General features: G+C 46.5%; 11 protein-coding genes. All 11 read right to left on the bottom strand.

Translation table 11 applies throughout. The features are described from left to right. Positions 1-24: 24 nt before the first annotated feature. The 11 genes from AC3WTJ_RS13495 to AC3WTJ_RS13445 all read right to left on the bottom strand — a co-directional run bounded on the left by AC3WTJ_RS13495 (position 25) and on the right by AC3WTJ_RS13445 (position 26090). Entirely contained in the window at positions 25-1590 is a 1566-nt protein-coding gene (locus AC3WTJ_RS13495) for a response regulator transcription factor (RefSeq protein ID WP_492522187.1), read from the bottom strand. Continuing rightward, on the bottom strand, positions 1584-3335 hold the full coding sequence (locus tag AC3WTJ_RS13490; protein WP_492522186.1) for a sensor histidine kinase: 1752 nt from the start codon (positions 3333-3335) through the stop codon (positions 1584-1586). The genes AC3WTJ_RS13495 and AC3WTJ_RS13490 overlap by 7 nt, the downstream gene beginning before the upstream one ends. Positions 3336-3480: 145 nt before the next feature. Continuing rightward, positions 3481-4854, bottom strand: coding sequence for an ABC transporter substrate-binding protein (locus AC3WTJ_RS13485; RefSeq protein ID WP_492522185.1), 1374 nt, complete (start codon positions 4852-4854; stop codon positions 3481-3483). 121 nt (positions 4855-4975) lie between these two features. Continuing rightward, on the bottom strand, positions 4976-5767 hold the full coding sequence (locus tag AC3WTJ_RS13480; protein WP_492522238.1) for a carbohydrate ABC transporter permease: 792 nt from the start codon (positions 5765-5767) through the stop codon (positions 4976-4978). 67 nt (positions 5768-5834) lie between these two features. Beyond that, positions 5835-6785 carry a carbohydrate ABC transporter permease gene (locus AC3WTJ_RS13475; RefSeq protein ID WP_492522184.1) on the bottom strand — a complete coding sequence of 317 codons (951 nt, stop codon included), beginning with the start codon at positions 6783-6785 and terminating at the stop codon, positions 5835-5837. 499 nt (positions 6786-7284) lie between these two features. Further along, positions 7285-7701: a hypothetical protein gene (locus tag AC3WTJ_RS13470; RefSeq protein WP_492522183.1), complete on the bottom strand. Its 417-nt coding sequence runs from the start codon at positions 7699-7701 to the stop codon at positions 7285-7287. A gap of 1073 nt (positions 7702-8774) precedes the next feature. After that, positions 8775-9797 (bottom strand): S-layer homology domain-containing protein, encoded by a 1023-nt coding sequence (locus tag AC3WTJ_RS13465; RefSeq protein ID WP_492522182.1) that lies wholly within the window; start codon positions 9795-9797, stop codon positions 8775-8777. Positions 9798-9817: 20 nt separating this feature from the next. After that, positions 9818-13633, bottom strand: coding sequence for a polysaccharide lyase family 8 super-sandwich domain-containing protein (locus tag AC3WTJ_RS13460; protein ID WP_492522181.1), 3816 nt, complete (start codon positions 13631-13633; stop codon positions 9818-9820). 107 nt (positions 13634-13740) lie between these two features. Further along, complete coding sequence (locus AC3WTJ_RS13455; protein WP_492522180.1) at positions 13741-18774, bottom strand: Ig-like domain-containing protein; 5034 nt, start codon at positions 18772-18774, stop codon at positions 13741-13743. 270 nt (positions 18775-19044) lie between these two features. Next, positions 19045-22560 (bottom strand): LamG-like jellyroll fold domain-containing protein, encoded by a 3516-nt coding sequence (locus AC3WTJ_RS13450; RefSeq protein WP_492522179.1) that lies wholly within the window; start codon positions 22558-22560, stop codon positions 19045-19047. A 380-nt stretch (positions 22561-22940) separates the two neighbouring features. Beyond that, entirely contained in the window at positions 22941-26090 is a 3150-nt protein-coding gene (locus tag AC3WTJ_RS13445) for a LamG-like jellyroll fold domain-containing protein (RefSeq protein WP_492522178.1), read from the bottom strand. Positions 26091-26125 lie beyond the last annotated feature (35 nt).

The raw sequence follows: 26125 nt of genomic DNA, 5'->3' as shown, positions 1-26125 counted from the left end.
TGTAACCTTCCCGCCAGTCGGGCCTTATTTATAATGCTTAGGGCTAACCCCTACATACTTTTTAAATATTCTTGAAAAATACGTCCGTTCCATATAGCCTAACTTTAGCGCTATCATTTCAATGTTGTATTGCTTTTCTTTTAACAAGCCGCAGGCAATTTTCATTTTGAATTGATGGTAGTAGTCAACGAAATTCACGCCGGTCTCCTGCTTGAAATACCGCGAAAAATAGCTTGGATTCAGAAACAAATAATCGGCGATATCCACCATCGAAATATTTTCTGCCAAATGATCCGTTATATACCGGTCGATTTGCTGAAGCTTCGGCTTTTTATCTATCGCCATATGCATCGAGGCCGCATGCAGCTCTTCCAATTTGCAGCTGATTAATTCAAGGCTCTCTTTTAACCGCTTGCACCTCAATAAGCAGCTATGGAACGTTTCTTCACTTTTATGCTTAGCATCCAATTCAATCAGCCGAATGCGATGCGAGCACGCAGCAAGGAACATCCCCGACTCCATTCGTTCTTCACGAACGAAAGTTTCCAAAGCGCATAGGGATCGGGTAATCCCATTCGTAGTGGCGTCTTTGACAGCCTCCGTAATCCGATCCCATTGTTCTTCCAACGAATGATTGACATTCCACAAGGGGACTTCTTGCAACCTGATCGCTCCAAACGTATCATCCTCATAAAACGAGGACTTCTGCCATATCTTCATCGTCTTGTAATTTGCGCTTACCCCTTCCACGCCTTTAAAAGGAGTTCCGTAATGAAGGAACACATCCATCTTCAAATACTGTTTAATTAGTTCGCGCAAAGACAATAAATAATCCTTAAACAGGGTAGTCGTATTCAAGCTCAAGTTCGGCTGATAATTATAAATGCAAATCAATTGACCGTCCGCATCGGAAAATAAAGTAACCTGCTGCTGCGATTGCAGCGACAACTCATTGGCTATGTTCCCGGCTGCGTACAGCAGCAAATTCATATCTTCAAATCTATACTGCTTATAGACCGAAGCTCTATGAAAGGAACCAATCGCCATAAGAAAGTGCGAATGCCCCCAGTTAATGCCTAACCTTTTCCCATAACTGAGCATCTCCGTGGCAGAGGATGTTGTAAGAAGCTGCTGAAAGTACGTCTGCTTGAGTAAATCTTTATTTTTGATCAAATCCTGCTTATATACGATGTCCTCTATTTGATTCCTAGTCTCAGTCAGCAGCTGAATAGCTTTGCGCAAGCTTTCATCGAGCTGCTCAGAGGTTAATTCATCTTTAATTAAATAATCGACAGCATCTAGTTGCACGGCTTTTCTGGCATAATGAAACTCTTCATGACAGGTCAAAAATACCACCTGAAGCTCAGGCTTCAACGCTTTCAGCTGAGCGACCAGTTCCAAGCCATCCATTTGCGGCATCCCAATATCCGTAATCACCAAATCGAGCTGCGTTTCATGGAAAATCTGCATGGCACTTTCTCCCGAGTTTGCCGTCGCAGCAAGCCGCAGCCCCAACGAATCCCAGGAAATCAGCTTCGTTAAATATTTGATCATCGGCACATCATCATCTACCAACATGACATTCAACATGCAGATCCCCCTGTAGGTAATTTCTCTTTAAATCCGAGTGTAACAATCAAGCCGCCGAGTTCGCTCTGTGCGCATATCATGGATGAGGCGCTGCCATAGGTCATCTTCAGACGTTGAAAAACATTCCATAGCCCTACGCGCTTATCCGCTTGCCAGGCTTCTGCATCCTGCGAGCTTTGCAGTTCGGCATTGAGCAGGTCTATTTTCTTCGCACTCACTCCTAATCCGTTGTCGGAGATAGAAATCTCCACGCGATGGTCGTTTTGCTTAGCTCGTATGATAATCCGTGGTTGATCAACGGCTTTCTTAAAGCCATGCACAAAGGCATTTTCCACAATGGGTTGAAGCAGCAGTTTCGGGAAACCTAAATTTGCAAGCAACGGAGGAAGCTCAATATCCAACTGAACCTCCAGATCACTGCGCATTTGCATGATGTCCACATAATGAAACAGCAATTTACATTCATTTCCCAGACTAGAAGGTTCATTGAACTTCATATAAGCCCTCAACAAGCTCATTAATGAATTAATCTTTTGACTATGGACCATCTCGTTATCCAGTGCCAAATTGCACTTAATGGAATTCAGTGTATTCATCAGGAAATGAGGACGGATCTGCGAATAAAGCGCTTGAAGCTCCAATTCACGTTTCTGCTCTTGCTCCTGTTCATTTTCCACAATCAACTGGTTGATTTGTTCCAGCATAATATTCAAGGTTCGGCCCAAGTCCGAAATTTCATCTTTCCCGTCTTGTTCAAACCGAATCCGGCGATTGCCATTACCGAATTGCTTAACCCCCGCTTGAAGCTGCCGGATGGGCCGATGAAGACGCTTTGCTACGTACATCGAGACGACAAAGAAGATCAGAAAAAAAGGGATGATCAGCAGCAGCGTAATGAAAAATGTTTTCGTAATTTGACCGGTCACTTGCGCGTCCGGCGTCTCACTGATGAGCTTCCAGCCTGAGTATTGAATCAGACTTTCATTTCTAATGTTATTTCTCGCAGTAGCGTCGATGCCATAAGAGACGATCGGATCACCCGCAATCAATTTGCCTTCAGCATCAAACAAGGCCATTTTCGAAGTGCTTAGTTGAGTGAACGCTTTCATAAAATAACGCTCCGGTATGGAGATAAACAAAGTACCTAACTGCTGCGTATCGCTTGGAGATTTGATGACCCTGGCAAGTAAATACGCCTTGTTGGTTAATGCGTTTGACCCCTGCGTAGGTACAGTTCCGAGCCATTGCAAAATATTCGGCTTCGACAGATCCACACGCGACTTGACGATTTCATACTGCTGTCTCGTCATTTCCGGGTCCGCTCCCTGGATCTCACTGGACTGGACGATAAATCCAGCTTGATTGGACACGTACATCAGAATATCCGGATTCATCGTTTTGACATCCACCAGGCTGAAAAAATCTTTGATCTGCAAATAAGTTTCAAAATCATGGAAACTCTCAATGCGCTTCATCGCCATGAAATTGCGCAGCTGTTTTTTCACATTTTCATCCTGAACAAAAAAATTCGAGGCATAGGTCATATCATCAATTGTTTTGGATATATCCTTGGCAATGACGGTAAGCACCGTTTGATTGCTGAGAAAGATTTTCTCCTTCACATTATTATGCGTAATCGAATAATTGAGAAACGAGGCAACGACAGTCGGCAGCAAAATAAAACAGAGAAATGAGATTTGAATGCGTCGATAAAAGGAAAATCGAAATAGTGAGTTTATTCTCATAGGAACTCCTTCTGCCTTCTGGATGCTAAGCATGTAACTAACATTCAACTACCCCTATCATAGCATAACGACTGTTTCCCTATGAACGAAAACATAGAGGACGTTATTACGCCCTCTACCCGTGTGTCCATGAGGACCCTATCGCCTATTTCGCATTTTGTTTGGCGATTTTATCCGATTCATCCATCATCCACTTTTGCGCTTCCTCGGCAGTCGTATTATCCAGCATGAATTTGCTAAAGCCTTTTTCCAATACAGCCTTCAACTGGTTACCGTATGAAACGGAGATTGCAGGATCGAAATTCGTTTTTATGCGCTTATCAAAAATGGTTGTTTGCAGCGACGTTACGTCGATAATATCCGCCGCTTTGCCATACAGCCGATCTACGATTGCTTTCGGATCAGCCTTTTTGTAACCGGATAATTCGAGTCTTGCCTCTTGTTCCGTCGTCATATAGCGAATGAAATCGTAAGCTTCTTGCTTGTGCTTCGAATTGGAGGCTACTGAGACGTACGATCCTCCGATGTTGGTAATGCCTTGTTCGCCGCTTTTGGAAGCGCGAGGCAGCGGGGCAATGACCGATTTGAACGTGTGCGGATACTTCTCTTTGTTCATGACATTGTCTAGCATGAATGGCGCCGTTGCCAGCATAGCCGCTTTGCCGTTCAAATATTCCGTGATATAACTTAACTTCGCTCCAACAACATCAGCTAAAGGTTTGACGGATTTATCATCTTTCTCCATGGCACGACGCAAATTGAAGAAATAAGCGAACGACGGATCATTGAACCCAGGCTTGAGATCGCTTGTCAAATAAGGGCTCTTGAGATCGGAATACGCAATTAGATTCGTATACTCACCCCACGTGTGGAAATAAGCGCCGTATCGTTTATCGTTGCCTTCGCCTTTCGAAAGTTTTTTGGCATAGTCCCGAAATTCATCCCAGGTCCACTCGAACGATGGCAGAGACAGATTGGCTTCCTTCAAGGCATCCTCATTAATCAACACAAAGTAGGGACTTGATGTCAGCATCGTTGCGTAATATTTCCCATTCACTTTCGGATTAATGTAGTAATCTTCTTCCGGTTTTACATTCCCTTTGGCATAAAATTCATCCAGGGGAGCAAGGACGCCTGCAGCCGCTCTCGCCAACGTCTCATCAATGTTCCCGTACTCAAGAACGTCCACTTCTTCTCCGGATGACATCAATACATCCATTTTCTTCATGCTTTCTACAGAATTCCCGGGAACTAATGAAATATTTTGCACCTTAATGTTCGGATATTTGGCTTGAAAGGCATCAATCATCTTTTGTCGGGCAACTTGATTCGTTTCATTATCCCACGTGTAAAATTTAAGATTTACCGGCTTCGCATCCGCTTGTGTTGCCGCAGGTGCTGCGCTTGTTGTAACGGCTGTTGATCCTGTATTTCCTTGATTTGAACCCGAGCTGCACGCGCTCAAAATAGACATCGTCAATAAGGCGCTGCTCATCAATATGGCTTGCTTTTTTTTCATATGACGTCCCCCAATAGTTCATTTTTTGTTGATATCCAGAATTTTACACGGATTATTTCCCCAAGATCGTATAATATTTTGCGCTCTTTGTGTCATATCTTTACTTTCCTATAAGTAGCAATTAACCTTTTACCCCGCCAAGCGCGATGCCTTTAATCACTTGCTTTTGCAGGATAATAAAGATAATTAATAGAGGTAAAATAGCAGCCACAGAGGCCATCATCAGGACGGCGTAATTGTCGGCAAATTCATTTTTGAAAAGCTGCAAACCCAGCGGAATCGGGTACAATTGCTTCGATATAAGGAAAATCAGCGGATTCTGATAATCGTTCCACACCCAGATAAATTTAATAATGGCTACCGTTGCCAGGATCGGTTTCGACAACGGCAAGATGATTTGCACATACATTCTAACATATCCCGCTCCATCTATTTTTGCCGCTTCCAAATATTCACTATGAATGGAAACCATGAACTGCCGCAGCAAGAAGGTAAAATAAATCGTTGAGAACATCCCCATAAGCATTAATCCCGCATGCGTGTTGTACAAGTGAAGCCACTTGAGCAGCAGATAGCGAGGCACGAGCGTAGATTCAGAAGGGATGATCATCAAAGAAAGTAAAATCCCGAAAGCCATGTTACGTCCACGAAATTGGAGCTTGGTAAAAGCAAATGCCGCCATGGAAGAGAAAAGCAGCGTTACAAAGGTGATCGTAAGCGCCAACTTTAGCGAATTATAATAAAACAAAGTGAATGGGACGCTGCTCAGCCAAACTTCCTGGAAGTTGCTGATCAAGTTCCACTTGGTTGGAATCCACTGAATGGGGAATACCATCACATCCTTCTCATACTTCGCAGCCGCCGAGAGCATCCAAAGCAAAGGCAGAAGGAACAGGAACGAAAATAACCCCATCAACAGCGTAGTGATCCATTTGGGTATATCTATCTTTTTCAATAACAAGCAAGCTCTCTCCTTTCTGCTATTCGTAAGCGGAATGCTTTTGCAGTCGATAAGTAAGCAAAGTTACGACGCCAATAATAAGGAACAACACCCATGAAATCGCTGAAGCGTACCCCATCCTGAAGTTCTGGAAGCCTTCCTCATAAATGCGATAGACAAGCACGGTGGATGAATCGTTCGGCCCCCCTCCCGTGAGGAATGCTATCAAATCAAACACCTTGAAGGATGACATCAGTGTTGTTATTGTTAAGAACGAAGTTGTCGGGGCCAGCAAGGGAAGTGTAATCCGGAAAAATTGTTGGAAGGAAGAGGCGCCATCCATATTAGCCGCTTCATAAAGCTCATCCGGGATATTCGTCAAACCAGCTATAAAAATAATAATTTGATAACCTAACGCTGCCCAAATCGCGATAATCATAATCGATGTTAATGAATAATGCGTATCCGCTAACCATTTCGGCGGGTTGGTGACCCCCAGGCGAAGCAAAAACTGATTAATCGGGCCTAAGGAGGGATGGTACAAAGCGCTCCATATCGCACCAAGAGCTGTTATCGAAGAAATGTACGGGATGAAAAAAGCAATTTTAAAGTAGCTTTGCCCAAACACTCTGGCATGTATAAGGACCGATAGAATTAACGCTAGAACGAGTCCAATCGGCACTGTAATTACCGTATACGTTAAGTTGTTTTTTAAAGCCATATAAAACTTATCGTCCTCGAATAGCAGCTTAAAATTATCAAATCCTATGACCTTAATACTTGAAAGGCCGCCAACCAAGTTCCACTGGCAAAAGCTTAAAAATAGGGAAAACAAGACCGGAAACACGCCAAGAATCAGTATGCATACATACACAGGCGATAGAAATAACCATCCCGCAAACGCTTCTTTTCTCGGCTGGTTCCAGAAAGATCTTTTGGGCCTTGGCGTAGACGAAGTTAGAGCAACCCTTTCTGAATGATTGATCAACACACGGTTCACCTCTCTATATAGGTATCATTGTATAGATCTACTATAAGGCCTTTTCAATTTCACGTATGAATCTGATATTTTACTGATTTGTGTACTATTTTTACTTTTTTCTCCAGACAAGAAAAATGAGGGATTTGACACGCTACCGACGAAAGTTGCTTTGAGATGCTACAGCTGAAAAAAATCGAATTCATAAAATTGTGGATGAATGTGCGATTTCCTTGATCCAAGCTGTCAAAATCGTGCGCTTACGGACTACTGCGGTTTCTTTTTTCGTTTGTTGTGCCTAGCTTGGCCAGACACGATATTAAAAAAAGACTTAGCCTTAGGCTAGGTCCTTGTCTTGTTCGGGCATGGGGAGGTTATAGGATAGGAGGCTTCAGTTGCTTCTTAAAATTCCCTTTCTATTCCCTTTTTCATTCTATTTTTGGCAACCTATTACTCCGATTCGGCTTTCAATTCTGGCTTTACAACTGCCTTTTAACTACAGCCTCATCACTTAAGGTAGGGTTGGCCATCTTTCTTGACTTGAACTTGAATAATTACTAATTAACCATTTGTTATCAACGAACTCTAAAGTAATGAAATCTGTATAAGCTTTCTGTTTATCTTTAACTTTAACTTTCACTTTCGCCTCCTTATGTAAGGGATCTAGCTCTTTAATCTTTTCTATTTTATATCCAATTATATCACCGTAGTAAAATCTGTAATTGGCAAGATTACCAGCATTATAATTTTTCATAAATTCTGAAGTACCGTCCATTCCTTTTGAGTAAACATCATAGAAATTTCTTAACGTTTCTTTGGGCATTCGATTCTTCATTGAGTAAGGATTGTCTTTCATGTAATACATAAACACAGAAATTGCTAATATAATTACAGCGCAAACAATCACAATGATAATATTTCTTCGCATTAGTCTTCTCCTTTCACCCATTGGTTGCCCAATACCAGAAGTGACCCAAAACATTGCTTCAACTCACTATAATTATCAACTAATCATACAAGGATAAACGACTTCGTCGTCCTTTAGGACGAGCCCGTTTGTCAAGGTAGAGCGACGCAGAAGTAGAAACTTATACCTTCTTATCTATCAATAAAGGTTGTGCTTTCGATTAACCCAAAACATATAAATTCTTATCTTTTGAAAAAGGACCTATTTCAGTGCCCAGTGGTTCCTCGTTGAGGAGAAAGGTATCATTGGAGGAGTTAATTTCCCTCCGTAGTTTAGCTTGTTAAGAGCCCAGTAGGAGCGAATTTTAGCGGTGGAGAACCCCCAACGCCGCTAAAAATTCAGCGTTACTGAGACATTTGGCGGAGGGGGATCCTCATAGGAGAGGTAAGCTAGCTGGGCCACTTGGAGGAACTACAGGGCGCTATTCTAACAAATAAAGCCCGTTTCCGCGTTCAAGCGGAACTGCTGGCCCCTATTTGACCGCCTAACCCCGATTTCTTCAAGAGTACGGACAAATAGAGGACGTCAGTTCCCCTCCACGTGACGAGGAGCCTATTTCGATGAAATAGGGCCCTGTAGTTCCCCTCAGAGAGGTGCTGCTGGAGCGATAGCAGCGACTGTGACAGCATGTTGCATTTTGTGCAACCATTTGGCCGTAAAGAGGCCTCACTTCGCCTCTATATTGCACTTTATACAACGATTGTTGCATTTAAACCGCTTACAATTCACCCTTTGCAATAAATAGTTGTATGATGTGCAACGAAAGACTGCAATCGCGGTCTGACTACACCATTACGTTGTATGTAATGCAACGTAGCCCTTCGACTTTGCAGCACAGCCATCTTTACAACGAAAATATTTGTTTGAGTAGATTCGATTCCATACTTAGATTTTAACAAAAAAATTAAATAAAGGTTAAGTCAAGATAGAGCGACGCAAAAGTAAAAGTTATCCCTTCTTATCCATAAATGAAAAAGATTGCCAACCACCTGACCGGAACGGTCGGTAGACAGCAATCTCTTCGAAATAATAACCTATTTGACATTAATTCCAGCTAACAGCCTTTTCAGCACAACCACGGATTCAGCCCTTGTGGCATGTTCTTGCGGGGCAAATTCTTGCTCGGTTCGGCCATTCATGTAGCCAGCGTCCACAGCAAGTTCGACAACGTGTTTAGCCCAATCACTGACAGAGCTTTCGTCCAGGAACTGGATCGAGGCGCCTGCCGTCATCTCTTCGACTTTCGTCCCCGTTACCTGAGCCTTCGCTCTCATGAGCATGGCTGTCATTTCTTCGCGCGTAATGTTCTTCTCCGGGGCAAACGTATCGTCAGCAACGCCGTTGATCAATCCAGCTGCATAAGCTTTCTTCACGGTCTCCTCATACCAGGAGCCTGCCGCGACATCAGCAAAAGGATTAACCCCAGCGCCATCCTTCAGGTTCAATGCTTTGGCAAGTAAGGTAGCAAACTGTGCTCGTGTGACATTCGTATCCGGCGCGAAATGATCGTCATCCATGCCTTCCACAATTTGTTTATTAACCATCAACATAATATCCGACTTGGCCCAGTGACCGTTAAGATCGCTGAAGATTTTAGTAAAATCGGCGGATTTCGTAAGCGCAATCGATTGATTTTTCAAATTGTGATCCACAATTTTCATGGAGGTCCATGTCACTTGTGAGGTTCCAACCTTCTTGGCTTTGAAGGTGATGGTACCGATGTCTATATTCCCCTTCTCGCCATCCACTTTCCCCACTTTGGTGTGCGCAAATGTCACTTCGTTATTCTTCACAATAGGCGACACGGAGAAGCCCTCTATTTTAGTATCCGCCTTGACCACTTCAAGCTTACTGGCATCAAAGGAGAATTTCGCTTCATAGGCATATAAATCCTGCAGATTTTCCCCCTGCAGCGTAACGGTGAATTCGCCTGTAGACTCGGCATCCGAGGTCTTCATCACGAATTGGGAAGCGTCCTCCGCATAGGCCGGACCAAGTAGTGCCAAGGAACAACCAAGATTGCAGACTAATGTGGCAAGTACGATTTTACGTCTCATGATAAGTCATCCTCTTCTAGTTACTGGATTATTTTTGCAGCTACAAAGGCAAGGTCGTCAATATCGATACGACCATCGCCAATCACATCCGCTTTCTTAGCCTCTTCCCAATCCGGACTGTTTGTATCTTTACCGTAGTGGGCAGCTACGATGGCCAAGTCGCCAATCGTCACTTTCCTATCGTTCGTAAGATCACCAGGAATGCCAGGGATCGGAGCCTCGATCGCTACGCTATAGCTGGAAGCCGCAGCTTCCGCTTCGCCCCCCGCTGCATCGCCTAAAACCGCCTTAGAAATCTCGACATTCCCCGTTTTATTTTCCGTAACTGCTTTGGCCCTGAACGTCAGCTCCACAACTTGCGCGTCCTCGCTAATGGCATGAGCCGCGCCTTTACTGACAATGAAGAGTCGAAGCTTACCTGATGATTGCCTAATCGGCTCCAAAATGGAAACACCCTCATTCACTGAACTTGCAGATACGAATTCCATCGCATTCGCATCGTAATGCAAGGTGACATCTTGCGCAAATGCCGGCTGTGCCAGGTTCTTTAGCCCAAATGTGACCTTAAATGTTTCCCCGCTCGCTACCGTGCTGCCGCCTGTAAGCTCCGTGGATAATACTGCCGGAGGCGTACTTAACGTAACCTCAAGAACAGGACGATAAGCGGCATTGGCATGCTCCCTGGAAGCGTAACTTACGTCCCCTTTCGCTCCCTGATTCGAAGTTGATGCAATCAACAGGGACATTTTCTTGTCCGCTGCCAGCGCGCCATTCACTTGATCTGTTACATCAAATTGGGCCGGCGTATAGGCCGATGTCAGTGTCCAAGCCGCAAATGCCGCTCCTGCTGCAGGCTTATTATTCCAGTTAACGGCCGCCTCTCCCCAGCTGTTATCCGCCACAAGCTGCGCCTGATTCGTTGTGCCGGACATACTCACTCCAACTGGAACGAGCGTAACTTTAGCGCTCTCTATGACGCCTGAGATGGAAGCGAGATCAAATCGCAAGTACGATTGCCGGGCGTATCCTGCAGCATCCTGCTTGGTGACCAGGGTATCTGCCGTCCCATAGTTCGTACCGGCGTAAGAGCCGTCACGGACATACACGTCGGCTTCAGGGAAGATCGTAACGATCGGAACCGGTGTGGCGGATAGCTCATTGGATAGTCCGCTTTCACCGGAAGCCTGATAGGCCGCCACGGCAAAATAGTAGGTTCTCCCTGTTTCCAAGCCAGTTACCGCAACTTGATTGGTGGAACTTACAGATGTGACATCGAGCGTTTTGGTGTATACCCCTGGAGAAGTGCCGTACTTCACTCGGTATCCAGCTGCTCCTTGCATCCCCGTCCAAGACAACATAACTTGCGAAGCGCCGCCTTCGGCACTGACCAAGACAGGCGTCTCGGTCGTAGAAGGCGCTTTCATACTGAATTTGGCTGCTAGTGTCTTGCCGAAAGCTCCGCCAGTTCGAACGCTCATTTTAATCGTCGGACTGACTTGGGTAACCGTAATCCCAGGATCGAGGGAAAGGACTCCCGCTGCGCTGCGGTTCAATTCCACTTGAATCGTTCCTGTGTTCGCTTTCGTCGGATCCGAAATCCCGATGTGAATTTCCCCATCCGCTTCCAGCATTGTAACTGATGACTTCTTGTCGCTTGTGATTAGTGGTTCATTGTTGGCATAAACGGTCTTCGTTACATCGTTCCAGAAATTAGCCCCAACCGCATGCAATGTTGTATCCATTACTGCATGGGCGTCGGCTGAATTCTCCAGAATTTGAATATCCGGATTGGCCGCATAGTTAGCCGTTGCAGCTGCATCCTTGCCTGGCAGCACGACATACGCGTAAGTCGCATTTGCAGGTGCTTTGCCATGATGAAATGCCAGGCTAAGATAAGGATTCGTCACTTGTTCCGTATTTCCTCCTGTATTTATCTGTTTCCATGTACCAGATCTGAATTCACGCAGTCCAGTTATGGATGCTGTTCCTGGAAAATAATAACCGATATCGGAGCCTGGCACATTCCCGGCCAAATGCGCCCAATGCGCGTTATTTATTGTTTCCGACCATCCAAGGCCGCTTGCTTTGGTCACGCCGTCTACAATTAGCGGATTATCGCCGCTTGCATTTAACTTGCGGTTCTCAACGATCGTTTCAACCGTACGTGCTGTGTCTGTACTTGCAATGCCGGAACCTACGGCGACGATTTGATCACCGAACATGAACCATGATTTCTTCCCTTGCAAGGGACTTCCCGTATTTTGAGTAAGCGAGAACTGCATTCCCGCAGAACCGTGAAGTTGGTCGACCGAAGATCCTCCCACCCATGTGTTCGGGTTCGCATAGTTTTTCCAGTCAACTGGTGTACCACTCCCAGAACCGTCTGTTGTCGTTCCAGGAAGACGATACATATTTACAGTAGCCCAGTAATTGTCGCTGTACTGTTTCAAATCATTGTTGTATAAGGTCATCATTCCGACACCCGTATACCAGCCCTTGATATTTTCACCATTGCCATATTCAAAGGCGGAAATACGAGGCGAGAACATGCTGATGCCCAGTCCGAAATGTTCACGAAGCTGGGCGACACGATCCATTCCCGGGAATTGAAATTGGCCTACCAGCTTGCCTTGAGGAACGATGGCCCCATCACTCATCAACTTTTTGCCAAGAATCATATCAAACATACTTGCACCTGTATAATAGTTTGCGAACGTTGTATCCGTTGAGATCCATTCCTTAACCATCCGCTTGATTTTCAGCGCTTGTTCGGGCGGCGCTCCTTCTGCCAGACGCAGCATACTCAGGATAATGGAGCGGCCTGTCGTATGATCGTTACCGCTTTGCCTTGAAATTCCCCGTCCTTTCAGGTTATCCATGCTGGCTCCCATATAAATAAGCGGCTTGTAGGATTCATCGACCCATCTGTACACATTAGCCACATTCGGGTCCGTAATGCTCCAAGAAGATCCGCTCAATAAGTACATGAGATCCGCCATTCTTCCGAGCAGCACATCCCCATATCCGCCTGTGTAGGCTACATAAGTATGTTGAATAAACGATCCGTCATCATAAAAACCGTCTCCGCTTTTCACATATAGAAATGCGGGACTCATCGAATCCCGGCCTTGGGTAATTTTGGCGCTCGATTTGCCGATAACGCCGCGAAGAGACACCACATAGGCTTTGTCCAGTAAGTTCGCGCCTGTTTCAACGACCGAACTGGCGGTTCGTTTGCTGGGATTAGGCACAAATCGATCAATCGCCCGCATGTAATTATCAATTTGAGCCTGCGTCAAATCCTCATACATGAGCACGAGCGTGCTATTAACGAGCTGAGGCGTGCCGATTTCCCAGTCCCACCAATTGTCGTATTCGCTTTTGGATTCTTTATAGCGATTGGCATAAGCCCAATCCAAACCGCTGACGATATCATTTTTAAGATTTACATTATGATAGAGAGGTGAACCGATCGTCGAATAAGCAATGGCCATTTGATTTAAACGCGTATAGTGGGAGGAAACTTCACTTGATTTCGTCGTGCTTTGCAAATCAGCCCATAAATAGCTCCTGTTCGCCGCCTTATTCATCGTATCCCAGTAGCCGGTCAAATTCTCATTGCTTATGGCATCGCTCTTGAACTTGATGTTCACGGAAATATCCGGATCATTCGGATCATAACCGTTTCCACCCGTGAAATAGGTAAACATTTTAGCACGAAGCGTGTCAAATTCGTCTGCGGGATTGGATGCCGCTGCGGCATATGGTGCAAATGGAATGACATAGATGAGAACGAGCAGTGTAAGAATGAGGTGAAATTGGATTCTGTGTTTCATTCGTACCTCCTTAGGCGGATACCTTCCGTTAATTAAGCTGGACATCACCTTGGCATTAAGCTAAAAAAGAGGGGAGCACTTGACTCCCCTGATTCCCCTTCTATTTATTACTCTATTTTGGATGCTACAAACGCGAGGTCGTCAATATCGATTTTACCGTTAACTACAACGTCTGCTTTTTTCGCTTGCTCCCAATCCGGGCTGTTCGTATCTTTGCCATAATTAGCCGCTACAATAGCCAAATCGCCGATCGTCACTTTCCTATCATTCGTAAGGTCTCCCGGCATGCCTGGAGTCGGTGCAATAATCGCTACGCTGTAGCTGGAAGCGGCTGCTTCCGCCTCTCCTCCTTGTGCATCTCCGAGAACGGCCTTCGATATTGTGACAGTACCCGTCGTATTTTGCGTGACGGCTTTGGCTCGGAAAGTCAACTCCGCAACTAGTGCGTTACCGCTAACCGCATGAGCTGTACCTTGACTTACGATAATCATTCTCAGCTTGCCTGCTGATTGCGTGATCGGCTCGATAATGGTGACGCCCTTAATCACGGATATTGCGGAGACAAACTCCATCACATTGGCATCATATTGAACGGTCACATCTTGGGCCAATGCCGCTGTTCTTACGCTTTTCAAACCGTATGTGACTATGAGCGGCTCGCCGGACTGAACGGTGCTTCCTCCCGTTAGCTCTGTCGAGAGCGTCATCGGTAAAGCCGCAATGTTTACCGTAATAACAGCCTCTTCAGAATCGGCTATACCGTCATTGGCTTTGAACGTAAACGTATCTGTTCCAGTAGCACCCGGGTTCGGTGTATACGTGAACGCACCTGTTGCCGGATCCGTAATGACCGCTGTCCCTTTTGTGCCATTAACGGCAATCGCATACGTCAGGGCATCCCCATCATAACGGCTGACCGATAAGTTGCCGGTATAAACAGCGTCTTGCACGGTGCTGACAGCTGAGCTTACTGCTGTAGGGCTCTCATATAAAGAGAGGGAGAAATCGTCGATGTACGCTACTTTTCCATCATTGCTCGCATTCGTATTTTTCCATGAATAAATGTTGGCCGATGTATTTGCAGCTCCTGTTTTGAAAATGATTTTACCTTCTGAGTAATCCAGTGTGCTGATTGATTTTGAAATCTGGCTGCCGCCATAATTTTTGACGCCGATGCTTTGCGTATTTCCGGCATCCATAACTTTGATCCAACCTCTGGCTACATATTTCGTATTCGGCGTCAAACCGCTTACCACTTGTTCTGCGCCAGAATTGTTGCTCATGAATTTCACGGCATTGCTGCCAGAATGCACATGGGCAGGATCGCTAATGATGGCTGCTCCCGTACCATAGAATGAAGTCCAGCCAGGAGGCGGCGTTGTTGTACCGGCTTCGAAACCGCCGTTTTGGAGCAAGTTCGACTGCGCAATCGCTACCGTTACGGTTCCGATATTCGAATCGAGCAAGCCATCGGATGCTTTGAAGGTGAAGCTATCATTCCCTGTAGCGCCTGGGTTAGGTGTATAGACGAAATCGCCTGTCGTACTATTCAACAGTTGAACCGTACCTAAAGACCCATTGCTCACGATTGAAAATTGCAGGGGATCGCCATCAGGGTCGCTTGCAGAAAGCTTGCCTGTAACAGGGCGGTCTACTTTCACGCTGTATTTCGCATTCGAAATCAATGGACGGTGATTCGCTCCCGTTGTGTCGCCTTGGTATTCGAATGCTCCAATATCCGCGAATCCTTGATATAACGGATCGCCTTTATAATCTTTACCGCCGTTATTCGTTATCGCCATCCCTGCATTAATCGCAGGCGAGTCCGGTTGCAGTTCGTAAGCATTGGCTGAAGCCAAACCTGCTCCTGCACCACCTGGATTCACAAACTTAGGTTCAGCGGTCACCTTGTTGGCATCGTTAGGCTCATTGGCAGAATGAACGCCACCCGCTTCATAGAACACATTGTTGCTGAATAAAGCATTGCTCCAGCTGTTGTTCAGCCAATTCGTTGGTGTCGTCGTGTTCGTGTTATAGAAAATATTGTTATAGAAGCTATAACCGCTTTTCACTGTGTTGCCTGAGCCCATAATTTGGTTTTTACTGCCATCATAATAAAACACATTATTGTAAATAGAGCCCGTTGTCTTCTCGTCAAAAGCAAAGTGCCTGAAGATAATGCCGTCATTCTGACTTACGTTGTAGCGCAAAACATCATTCTCATTGGTTCCCATCAAGAGCATAAAGCCCATCGGATTGTCATGGCTGTAATTGTATTGGTAAACCGTATTTATCAGGAATTCATCAAAGTCAAAGGCGCATCCATCCTGATTATTAGCAGGGCCTCCCGTAACCTCGTTGTACTGAATGAGCGTATTCTTGGCGACTGCCAGCCAAATTCCTGCAATGGCGTTGCTGCTCGCAACCCGCGTACCGAATTTGTTCAGATAGTTATATTCTAGTACAGCCCCATCCGTATCCCGTAAAATAATCCCGTCGCCGCCTACATCCTCCATCGTGTTGTGGGCAATGTAAAAGCCCGTGTTCCAATTGCCATATTTAAATGTGGCTGTCGTTGAGAAGGAATCATCGCCGACGTAGTTCGCATGAGCCGCAACACGAATGGCAACGCGATCGACTTTGCGAATCGTATTATTTTCAACCTTCACATCATTGAATCTGGCCTTCGTCACTTGGCTTGTTGGAGCCGTTCCTTTGACTACGCCGATAATGCCGCCATTTTCTTTAGGACCTGCATTGTTGTTGCCGTCAATGTCATGAACATAACAGTTGCGGATATAAATGTGGTTATACACCCGATCGCTTTCATTGGCATCGATGGTAAAGAAAATACCCGCACGAAGCGCAGCAGAATCGTTATTTTCAACCGCAAAATTGTCATCATTCGTTACTTCTAAATTGTTAAGCTCCCAGTATTCCTGATTTTTCAGAAAAACAGCTCCTGAGTTGTAGGTCGTGGTTGAGTTGTAAATCGTTTGATCGAAATTATTTCCCTTCCCGTTAATAAGAGGCCTGTTGCCTGTACCATATTGGTCGATAATAATCGGGTTGCCTTCTGATCCTGAACCTTTCGGCCATAATTGACCGTCCCATGAATCGCCTGCTTTGAGCAAAATCTTGTCGCCGGGAATAAATGTCGTGCCGCTGACTTTATTCAAGGTTTTCCATGGTGCAGCTGCGCTTAATCCATCATTTGTGTCATCGCCTGTGGAGGAACTGACATAGAAGGTATGGCTTCCTTGACCCGAAATTTGAATGTTCGTTTGACCGGCAACACCGCTGCCGTCTTGCGCCGTTGCTTTGACCGTCACGGAACCATTGTCTACGGCTGTCAATAAACCGGTGCTGCTAATCGAAGCACTTCCCGTTCCATTCTCTACCGTCCAAGCCACATTGGTCGTTGGCGCTCCCCCAGGCTGAGCGGTCGCTCCCATTTGAAGCTGTCCGGCACGCGAAGTGATCTCAGTCGCTCCGCCTGCTCCTGTCACCGTCAGGGAGGTCATTTTGACATCGAACGTTAGCTGCAAAATATTGCTTTTTACACCGCTAGGATCATTGGCTGTCGCTTGAATTTGCACGGTGCCGGCTTTGACTGGCGTAAGAACGCCCGCGCTCGAAATCGTTACGACATCCGCTCCCTGCAAGATAGCCCAACTCACCGTTGGATCCGCCGTGCCAACCGGTTTGACTTCAGCGCTCAATGAAACAGGATCAAGCGTTGTAAAGCTGGTTGCTCCTGCTGGCGCTTGAATCGTGATAGCTGCTGCTTTAATCGTCTGGCCTGTGATCGTAATTAGAGCGCTATCAGATAGTTCCGGCTTAACCGTGGAAGTCGCTGTTACCTTGACCGTCCCATTCCCCTTCGCAGACAATAAGCCTGCTGCTGAAATCTCTGCGAGGTTCGTTGGCGTACCGTCTGTATTTTCGACTTTCCATGTGACCATGGAATGTGCGCCCGCCGGATTTGCAGCAGCTGTCATTTGCAGTGTACCTGCATCCGCTGTAATCGCTGCCGCTCCTCCTTGACCTTCTACTGTTAATCCTTCCAAATCAGCGGTTGTAACCGGGATCGACAGGGTTGTCGAGAGACTGGTTCCAAGTTGAGTTGTTTTGATATCGTCGTAGTAAGTTACCGCATTATTGGGCAACCAATTGCCCAGCAAAGCGACGTATTGATATTTCGTTTCCGCTGTTGTTGTGCCAACCAAAGTCCCGTCTATGTACATTTTGGCATCCGTACCCGAAGTCAGATCCCATTTGAACTCATGCCAGGCTGGCGTTGTTCCACGATTTACGGATGTCGGAGAGAAAGATGAGCTCATCAATCTCGTAATAAATTTAGTCCCTGAACCTGTGGCACCGTCCCAATGTTCCCCCATAAGTAGGCCGGCAGATACATTCACGCCTCCAGATGTCGTTTTTGTACCGACATAGATATTGTTTCTGGATTGGTCAGAAGGAGAAGTTGCCCCAGCAGATCCATTATAAAACCATGCCGTAACTATCCCATTCAGCGCTGCGCCCATATCGACTCTAACGGTATTCGTTGTTGGTCCAGTACGATTGGCACTATACGTGCCGCTATGCGCTGGAACACCTGCTCCTGTTTTGGCCACTACCGCTGTTGATGTCGTTGTCGTAGCACTCGGGTCATAAGTAAAGCTGCCAATATTCCCGCCTTCAAAACCTTCAAAATATTTTACATCCAAATACTTGATGTCCGCTTTAACATCCACAGGCACATTGCCCGCAGAGCCATCGTACGTCAAAATACCTGTTGCATCATCAATCGTTACACCTTGTACGGTTGACGTATAATGAACGCTGCCCAGCTCAGGGTCTGTCGAGTTGGAGGCGGTCGTCTTTTTCAACTCTACTTCCGTACCATTGCTCATGCGGGCCATTACCTTCAGCTGAACTTGCTCGCCGAGGGTTGCGATCTGCGCTTTGTCAGCAACCACATAGGTACTTACGACCGTGGGTATGGCTGATGGCGAAGGAATGACTGCCGCATAGGCTTTTTGGCTGCTGCTTCCGAGAGGAACATTCACCACATTGGCGGCCAAAAGCGCAACGGCACCCAGAGAAACAGTGCGTTTAAACGTTTTAATAAAGTACATGATTCACGGCTCCTTTGTATCGTTTGAGAAGCGATTGTCTTCCCCATATGATACAGTACGTATTGTCCAAATCGTGTGCATTATCTTTACTATTTCGTTTAATTTCTTTACTTGTTTCACAGCATGGATTCGACATAGTTTTCAGCAAGCATGAGTTTTTGTAGAATGATGACACATTTTGTATCGGAGCCCACACACATTCACGCACGTTGAGAAAAGAGGGTAAAAGGAGATCAGAGAAAGGCTCTTCTCTGATCTCTGCATGTTCAATTATTGGATGATTTTCGTTGCAATCGCTGCAAGGTCATCGATGTCAATGACGCCATTGCCACTTACATCGGCTGCCTTCACATTTTGCCAATCCGGGCTTGCTGTTGATTTACCATAATTCGCAGCTGCAAAAGCAAGGTCACCAATACTTACTTTACCATCATGGTTAATATCACCTGGAGTACCCACCGATATATTCACTCCAACGGACGATACAGCTGCTGCTGTTTCCGTGCCCGTGCTGTCTGCGAGCATAGCACTTGCTACTGTGATTGCCGCAGATGCCGACTGCGAGATCGATTTAACTCGGAAGGTTACTTCAACCAGCGGTGTCTCCCCCGTAATCGCGTTCCCTGCCCCTTCGCTAGCTAAAATAAGCCGTAATTTACCTGACGTATTCTTCGTAACGACTAGGCTTACTTTATCTTTCACCGACTTGGCCGACACAAAATCTAACAAGCTATCCTCATAATTGATCACAAAATCTTCGGCATAAACTTGACTCGTCACATTGTTCAAACCTAAATGAACAACGAATTCACTGCCTGGCGTGACAGAAGAAACACTGCTAAGCGTCGTCTCCGCACTGGAAGGTACGCCTGCTTCCACAGTCACTTGGCTTGTCGCCTGAAAACCGGCGTCAACGCTCGTGGCTGTAATCGTCACTGTCCCTGGTTTAATTCCGGTTACAATTCCCTTACCCGCTTGATTCTCCACGCTCGCTATCGATGTATCGCTGCTGCTCCATGTGACGTTCTTATTGCTCGCATTCACTGGCATTATCGTAGCCGTCAACTCTGTCGTCAGCCCTTGTTTGACCGTTGCCGAAGGCTTATCAAGCTGCAACCCCGTAGCTGGAACCTGAACGCTTGTATCCTCGCGCAGTGCGCTCTTCAAATTCGGGAGCATCTCTTGTCCTAGCGCATTGGCAACTACGGCTGTTTCCAATAAAGCGGTGGCAGACTCATCTTGTGCTGTCGCTTGGATCTTCAACAAAGCTGCATCGGGTGTAATGCCGTTGTCTGCGCTGAGCACGACTCTTGTTTGTCCATTAGCGGATTCACTGCGGATTACCTTCGCGCCTTCTTGAACGGATTCTACCGCCGTTACGTTCAGCCCGTTCGTTGCAACGATAATGTCCATCGCTTTGGCAGGGAGCGCCGTATTGCTGACAGCCAACTCATAATACTTAAGGAGCTGCGTTGTTGGAGCTACCACTTTCGTCAGCTGTAAATTAGGCGCATCCGCTTTGTTCTGATCTTTCTGTGCGACGAACATGCCGTTAATCTCTTGGGAATCACCGATGGTACGGTTAATGCCGAGCGCCTTCAACACCGTGGCAGCCAAATCTTTGGTCGTTCCACCTTGCAAAATTTTCTCCTTGCCCGCATCGGTTGCCACCGTTCTTCCGTTTGCCGCAAAGAAAATTGTTGTCGCCAGCGGAGAATCCTGCCCGTGTGAAGTCGCGCTACCCAGCGTCGTATTGGCGTTCTCCGTGCCTCCGCCGTGATCCGGCAGCATGACAATCAAGGTGTCATCCAGCAAGTTTTTGTCACGCAGCGCGTTGACAACTGTTCCTACGTTCAGATCCGTCTTCGTCAGCTGCTCATAATATTGCTTTGTGTAGAAGCCAATACCGTGTCCTGCATGGTCCATATCGTCGAATTGGATGAACATAAGCGATGTATCGAGCGCTTTACCGCTAGCTACATACTGTGCGAAAGCAGCTGCGTCCGCTTCATCGTTTCCTGTTCCGACTTCAACGCCCACAGACGGTTCGATATGCCCGTCCACAATGTTTTTCCACTGCGCGAAAGCAACCATTTTCTTGTTCGGTAATGCTTCTCGTACCTTCTTGAAAACGGATGGATAAGATGAGGTTTCCGAATAATAATAGAGTCCGCTTTCCGTGTTGTTGATTTGATGTTTGCTAAAGTCAACGCCATTCAACATAGCGCCCCAGTTCGGGGATGAGCTGGATGGCAGTGTCGTTTTGGCCGTGTAGCTGACAGCGCCTTTTTCAATTAGACTACGCAGGTTAGGTGCAATCTGCCTATTGCCGACCTGCTCCTTCAGGGAGCTTGGCGTCTCCCAATACGGCGCATTGGGCATTACAGACAAACCGCCGCCATCCATACCGATGACGACAACCCTTTTATACGGAGCGTATTGCGCGTTGCTGGCAATGGAGTTCTGCAGTTCGGCGGAATTACCTTGTGCAAGGGCTAGGTCGCCAACCGTGACAACGCCGTCCTTATTCAAGTCTTCTGTGGCTTTCGGATGAATTTGAACCGTCTCGGGCTGCGTATTAAACGTTTCATTCACCATTTTGGTCGCGCCGGCATAAAACTCTGCTTTGCTTACTTGAATTTGCCCTTGCCCGGAAGCCCCTTTTGTTTTGAAAAACACTTCAGAAATTCTCGATTTGCTGTATTCAAGCGGATTTGTTTGGCCGTAGACGATGCCTCCCGGAATGGTCAACTTCACGATCCCAGGCGTGGATGTATCTGCGGATACAGCGTTGGTTGCGTTTACAAAGTCGAATAAGTTGCTGTCATAAGCGAGTTCAATGACTGATTTATCCACCGCCGTGCTCATCGTTGGCGTGCGCAGATCCAAATTGACCCGGAATGTACTCCTTTGTACGGCATGTTCAGCGCCAATCAAGTTCAACGAACCTTTAAAATTCTCATTCACCTCTATCGGAGGCGCGCTATTAAACATATCCCCGACTTCCTGTGAAGTGACAGCTCGTTTAATGACTTGCATTTCGTCCACTTGCATGTCAAACGTGCTTACCTCGTAATTCCCTGTGCCATCGTTGCCGATCATCGTGGACAATCCCGAATCAATCGTTCCTGTTCTGCCGGCAATATTCATACTGCTCGATATGCTTTGGTATAACGAGCCGGTTTTCACTGAAATGGCTGCAGGTACTCCGTCTTTATAGAAATCCGCGCGCCCGGTTGTTCGATCATGGGAGACGACGATATGATGCCATTTCCCGTCAGCTACATTCGGAATCTCCGCATCCGCTCGCGACCCGCCCTGTGTGTTATAGTTCCATTTCAAACTATTATTCGGCTGTAATGATAAGGCATAACCTACATTGCTGCCGCTAGCCCAGTTTTTGTTTGCAATAACCGGCGGATCGCTTGCTACACCAGGAGACTTCACCCAGAAAGCTAATGTAAAGTTTGTGCTTGTGCCGAATTGCAGATTAACCGGCTTGCCCAGATTCAAATATTGCCTGTTCGCACTTGTCGAGTTGAGATTGAGTGCTTTCCCTTCTCTTCCCGCCACATAAGTTGGATTCCCCGTTGCTGTGACATTGGTTGCGTTTGTGGAGCTGTCGACAGCATTGTCCTCAAACTTCAATTGAAGCGCAAAGTCGGAAGCAACGACTGCGGCATAGGCGGTTTCCGCCATAAACGGCAGCGTAACCGACAAACTGGAAGTTGCTAAAAGCGTAGCTGTTAACGTAGACATGAACACTTGCTTAAACGTTACTTTCACTTGGACATCCTCCCGAAATAAAGTAATAGTTTTTGGTGCTTGCCAACACGTTTACAAAACTAAAACAATATAAAAACACATAATAACAACTCATTACTCTGTGATCTTATGCGAGAGAAGGGCAAATGACAAGTACTTAAACCAAATTTCACAAAACAAAAACAATGTAAATACACATAATAACAACCCATTAAATTGTTAGTTTATTCAAGAAAATTAGCGATGGCAAGACCTTCGACAAAAGTTCCTGCCATTCGTATTTTTTCGTCTTTTAATACGCGACTCCCTAAGTCTTTCGGACTCAGCGGCCGTTATATGCACGAAAATAGTCCCTAAAGAGGAGACCCTCAATGAATCTAGCAAGGGTCTCCTTCCTCTGTCTATTCCACCATTTTCGAAGCAATGAAGGCCAGATCGGAAATCTCAATCTCTCCGTCATTATTGAAATCCAGATGTTTAATGCTCGCCCAATCCGGACTTGACGTGTTTTTACCGTAATTAGCTGCCATCATGCCCAAATCGCCGATCGACACTTTTCCGTCGTTGTTCAAATCGCCAGGAGTACCGGCAGGAATCGGTGTTACATGGATGCTTAGGGAAGAATTTAACGCTTTGAACTCGTTGCCCAGCTCATTCCCCAGCGTAGTGTCCGTCACTTCAATGAAAGTCGTAATAGCCGTAGAAGTCACTTTGGAATTAAAAGTAAGCTTTAACAATTGCGTATTGCCTGTCACAGCGTGACCTAAGCCTCGGCTGGCGGTAATCAAACGAACTTTACCCGTTCCATCATTCGTTTTTCGCACGATGCTAAGATTCGGATACACCGGCTCCACCGATCCGAATTCCATGACATTCGGATCATAGGTTAATGTGATATCTTCCGCATAAGCTTGCTGCGCCACATTGTTTACGCCATAAGCGACTTCGAGCGGCTGTCCGCCTTGAATGCTGGAACTACTTCCCGTAAGTGTTGTATATGAAGCTTGTGGTGAAACTACTGTCACTTTGATAGGTGCAGACGTTTGCTTCCCGCCATACGTTGCCGTAACGACCGTTTCCCCTTGGGAAACACCCGTGATCGTACCGTTTGTTAGCGTAGCCAGCAGCGTATTGCCAATCTCCAACACGGATGCAGTTGTCACATCTTGATTAGTTCCGTCCGAATACTGCGCTTTTACCTTAACAGGTTTGGATTGCCCTTGCTGCACTTCATAACTTGCTGCATCAAAAGCGATGGTTTGCAAGGTAGGCGCAGCTTGATTTTTCCTGCTATCCAATAGCGTTTTTCCTGCTTGAAGGGCAGAGATCGCTGTTGCGGCCTGCTCTTTTGTCATCGACCATGATTGGAAAGCGCCCGCTGCCCGAGCGATTTCAGAGCGGTAATCCTCCATCGCTGCCTGCGGATACTGCCCTGGGCTGCTGCCTATAACATTCGGATTGTCAGCAAGCGCCCGAGCTTGATTTAAATCAGCGTATAGCTGGTCAAATTCGGTAATAGCCATCCGGTTGGCCTGCTCCTGATACGACTTTTGAACTTCATCCGCAGTAAGAGCGGTGCTGAATAGTCTGGCCACGCTGACATCGCCATTCAGCACGATACCGCCCTTATTACCGCTGGAAGGGTCAGCTCCAATGGCAAAATTCATATTGGGCTGCTTCAGTTGGCCGGTGGCATTCAAGGTCTTCACTTTTTGGCCATTCAAGTAAAGCACGATTTGTGTACCGTCATAGGTAGCGGCCAGATGATAGGGTATTCCTGCCGACAGGGTGACCCCTATACGTTTATAGGCCCCGTCGATGTATGCCCACAACTCCACATTGCCACCGCTTGTCGATTCAAACGAGAGACCTCCGCTCTCTGTATTACCGAAAATCGCCTGATTGCGTACGGTATTCAGAATGAAGTCTGCCTCCAGCGTAAATTCGCCGACGACCTGTTTAATGGAGTCGCTTGGCGCGATCCGGAAATATTGATCGTTGGTTCCGTTCATTCTGCCCACATATTTTTTGAACACGTTGCTGTACACAATCGTCGCACCACTGCCATTCGCAACAGCATCATTGTGCGCTGTAGACCGATCCTTGCCTGTGCCGTCGGCAAAGTCGATGTCGATGACGGCCATTTCATCGATCGAAGCTGCCTGAGCTGTTGTAAACTCCGTCGTAAGCGCTTTGTCGCTGCGGTTGTTGAAGGAATCAAGCGCCCATATTTCAGCTCTGTAAGGCGTGTTTGGACGAAGGCCGGCAATGTCCAGCGACAGCGAGCTCGGAACAGGGTCGTAGTACCATTCCGAAAACGCTTTTAGCGACATGGCCTGTACATTCGTATCCGCTTTAATCATATTGATTTCATATGAGTGCACCATCAAATTATCCGTTGCTTGATCGAATTTCAATTTGACTTTCTGCGCTTGAATTGAAGAGGGATCTACGCTGGCATGTGCGCTTACAGGGAAAACCGGCTTCACCTGATCGCGACTGTTTGTATAGGTGAATTTTGATTTGTCTGCTGGATAACGCACTACATAATCTTCGCCAGTCCACTTATTAGCATGAAAATCTCTGCGCTTAATGACAACCTGGCCATCCTGTACCTCAACAATTAATCCCTGCATGATATGATCGTCTGGGAAATTGCCCTGTATTTTCCCTGGTTCAAGTTCTGGGTAACTAATAGCTGACGTGCCTAGTGAGGTAAAATCCTGCTGGTGAATCGACCTGGGATCGTCAATCGGATAATGGGAATGCCCCGTAAACGTCACGACCTGCGGATACTTGCTTAATGCGTTATATAACTTGGTGTTGAAATAACCCCAAAGGTCGCTGCCGTAAACGGTGTCCTTGATGTGCTGGTGATGAAAGACGAAAATCGGCTTGTTCGGATCCGCATTTTCGGCCAACTTTTGCTCCAGCCAGGCGATCTGGGCATCTGACATTTTGCCGTCTCTCGTAGAATCTTCCGTTCCTAACATAATAAAATGAAAACCGTTAATCCATTTATCGTAATAATAGTTTTCTGTGCCCGTCTTTTGTTCAAAGCGGTCTTGCGCAAGCTGAGGCGTCAGGCCATTGATGTACTCGTGATTGCCGATGACGAACAAATTGGCGGCTGACGACACTTTCTTTCGGTTGAAGATGTTCATGACCGTATCGTATTCGGAAATGGCCCCGTGCTCCGTCAGATCGCCTGCAATGGCGATGGCGTCATAGTCAGGCACCAACGTTCGAAGCTGATCCATCGCTTGTTCGAACTTGGGAGCGTCTGTCGCGCGGTTGCCCATCTGCAAATCGCTGATAACGGGAAAAACGAGATAGTTTCCGTCAGAACGCTTGTGTGGTGCATAGACGTCATCGGTCACGGCGGCTGATAGCGTTGCACCATTTAGCGTTTGTCTGACCCCTGGCAAACCGATGCCTTCGGCTCTTGCTACTCCGTTTGTTTCCCCCGGCAAACTGTTAAGTGTCAGAGCGCCGATTACGAGTAAACTTACGACTGATTTCCGGATTTTTGCAAATGACTTGGCATGCATCTGGAATTTACTCCTTTTCATTGTCAGTTAAGTGG

The sequence above is a fragment of the Paenibacillus sp. FW101-FHT12H11 genome, from assembly GCF_058790355.1.
The sequence above is the reverse complement of the archived record's forward strand: the minus strand, read 5'-3'. Positions and strand labels throughout refer to the sequence as shown.

Coding starts and splice junctions, on each gene's coding strand:
- AC3WTJ_RS13470 (WP_492522183.1), bottom strand. CDS start 7,701: ATGCGAAGAAATATTATCATTGTGATTGTTTGCGCTGTAATTATATTA.
- AC3WTJ_RS13495 (WP_492522187.1), bottom strand. CDS start 1,590: ATGTTGAATGTCATGTTGGTAGATGATGATGTGCCGATGATCAAATAT.
- AC3WTJ_RS13485 (WP_492522185.1), bottom strand. CDS start 4,854: ATGAAAAAAAAGCAAGCCATATTGATGAGCAGCGCCTTATTGACGATG.
- AC3WTJ_RS13455 (WP_492522180.1), bottom strand. CDS start 18,774: ATGTACTTTATTAAAACGTTTAAACGCACTGTTTCTCTGGGTGCCGTT.
- AC3WTJ_RS13490 (WP_492522186.1), bottom strand. CDS start 3,335: ATGAGAATAAACTCACTATTTCGATTTTCCTTTTATCGACGCATTCAA.
- AC3WTJ_RS13445 (WP_492522178.1), bottom strand. CDS start 26,090: ATGCATGCCAAGTCATTTGCAAAAATCCGGAAATCAGTCGTAAGTTTA.
- AC3WTJ_RS13480 (WP_492522238.1), bottom strand. CDS start 5,767: ATGGGGTTATTTTCGTTCCTGTTCCTTCTGCCTTTGCTTTGGATGCTC.
- AC3WTJ_RS13460 (WP_492522181.1), bottom strand. CDS start 13,633: ATGAAACACAGAATCCAATTTCACCTCATTCTTACACTGCTCGTTCTC.
- AC3WTJ_RS13465 (WP_492522182.1), bottom strand. CDS start 9,797: ATGAGACGTAAAATCGTACTTGCCACATTAGTCTGCAATCTTGGTTGT.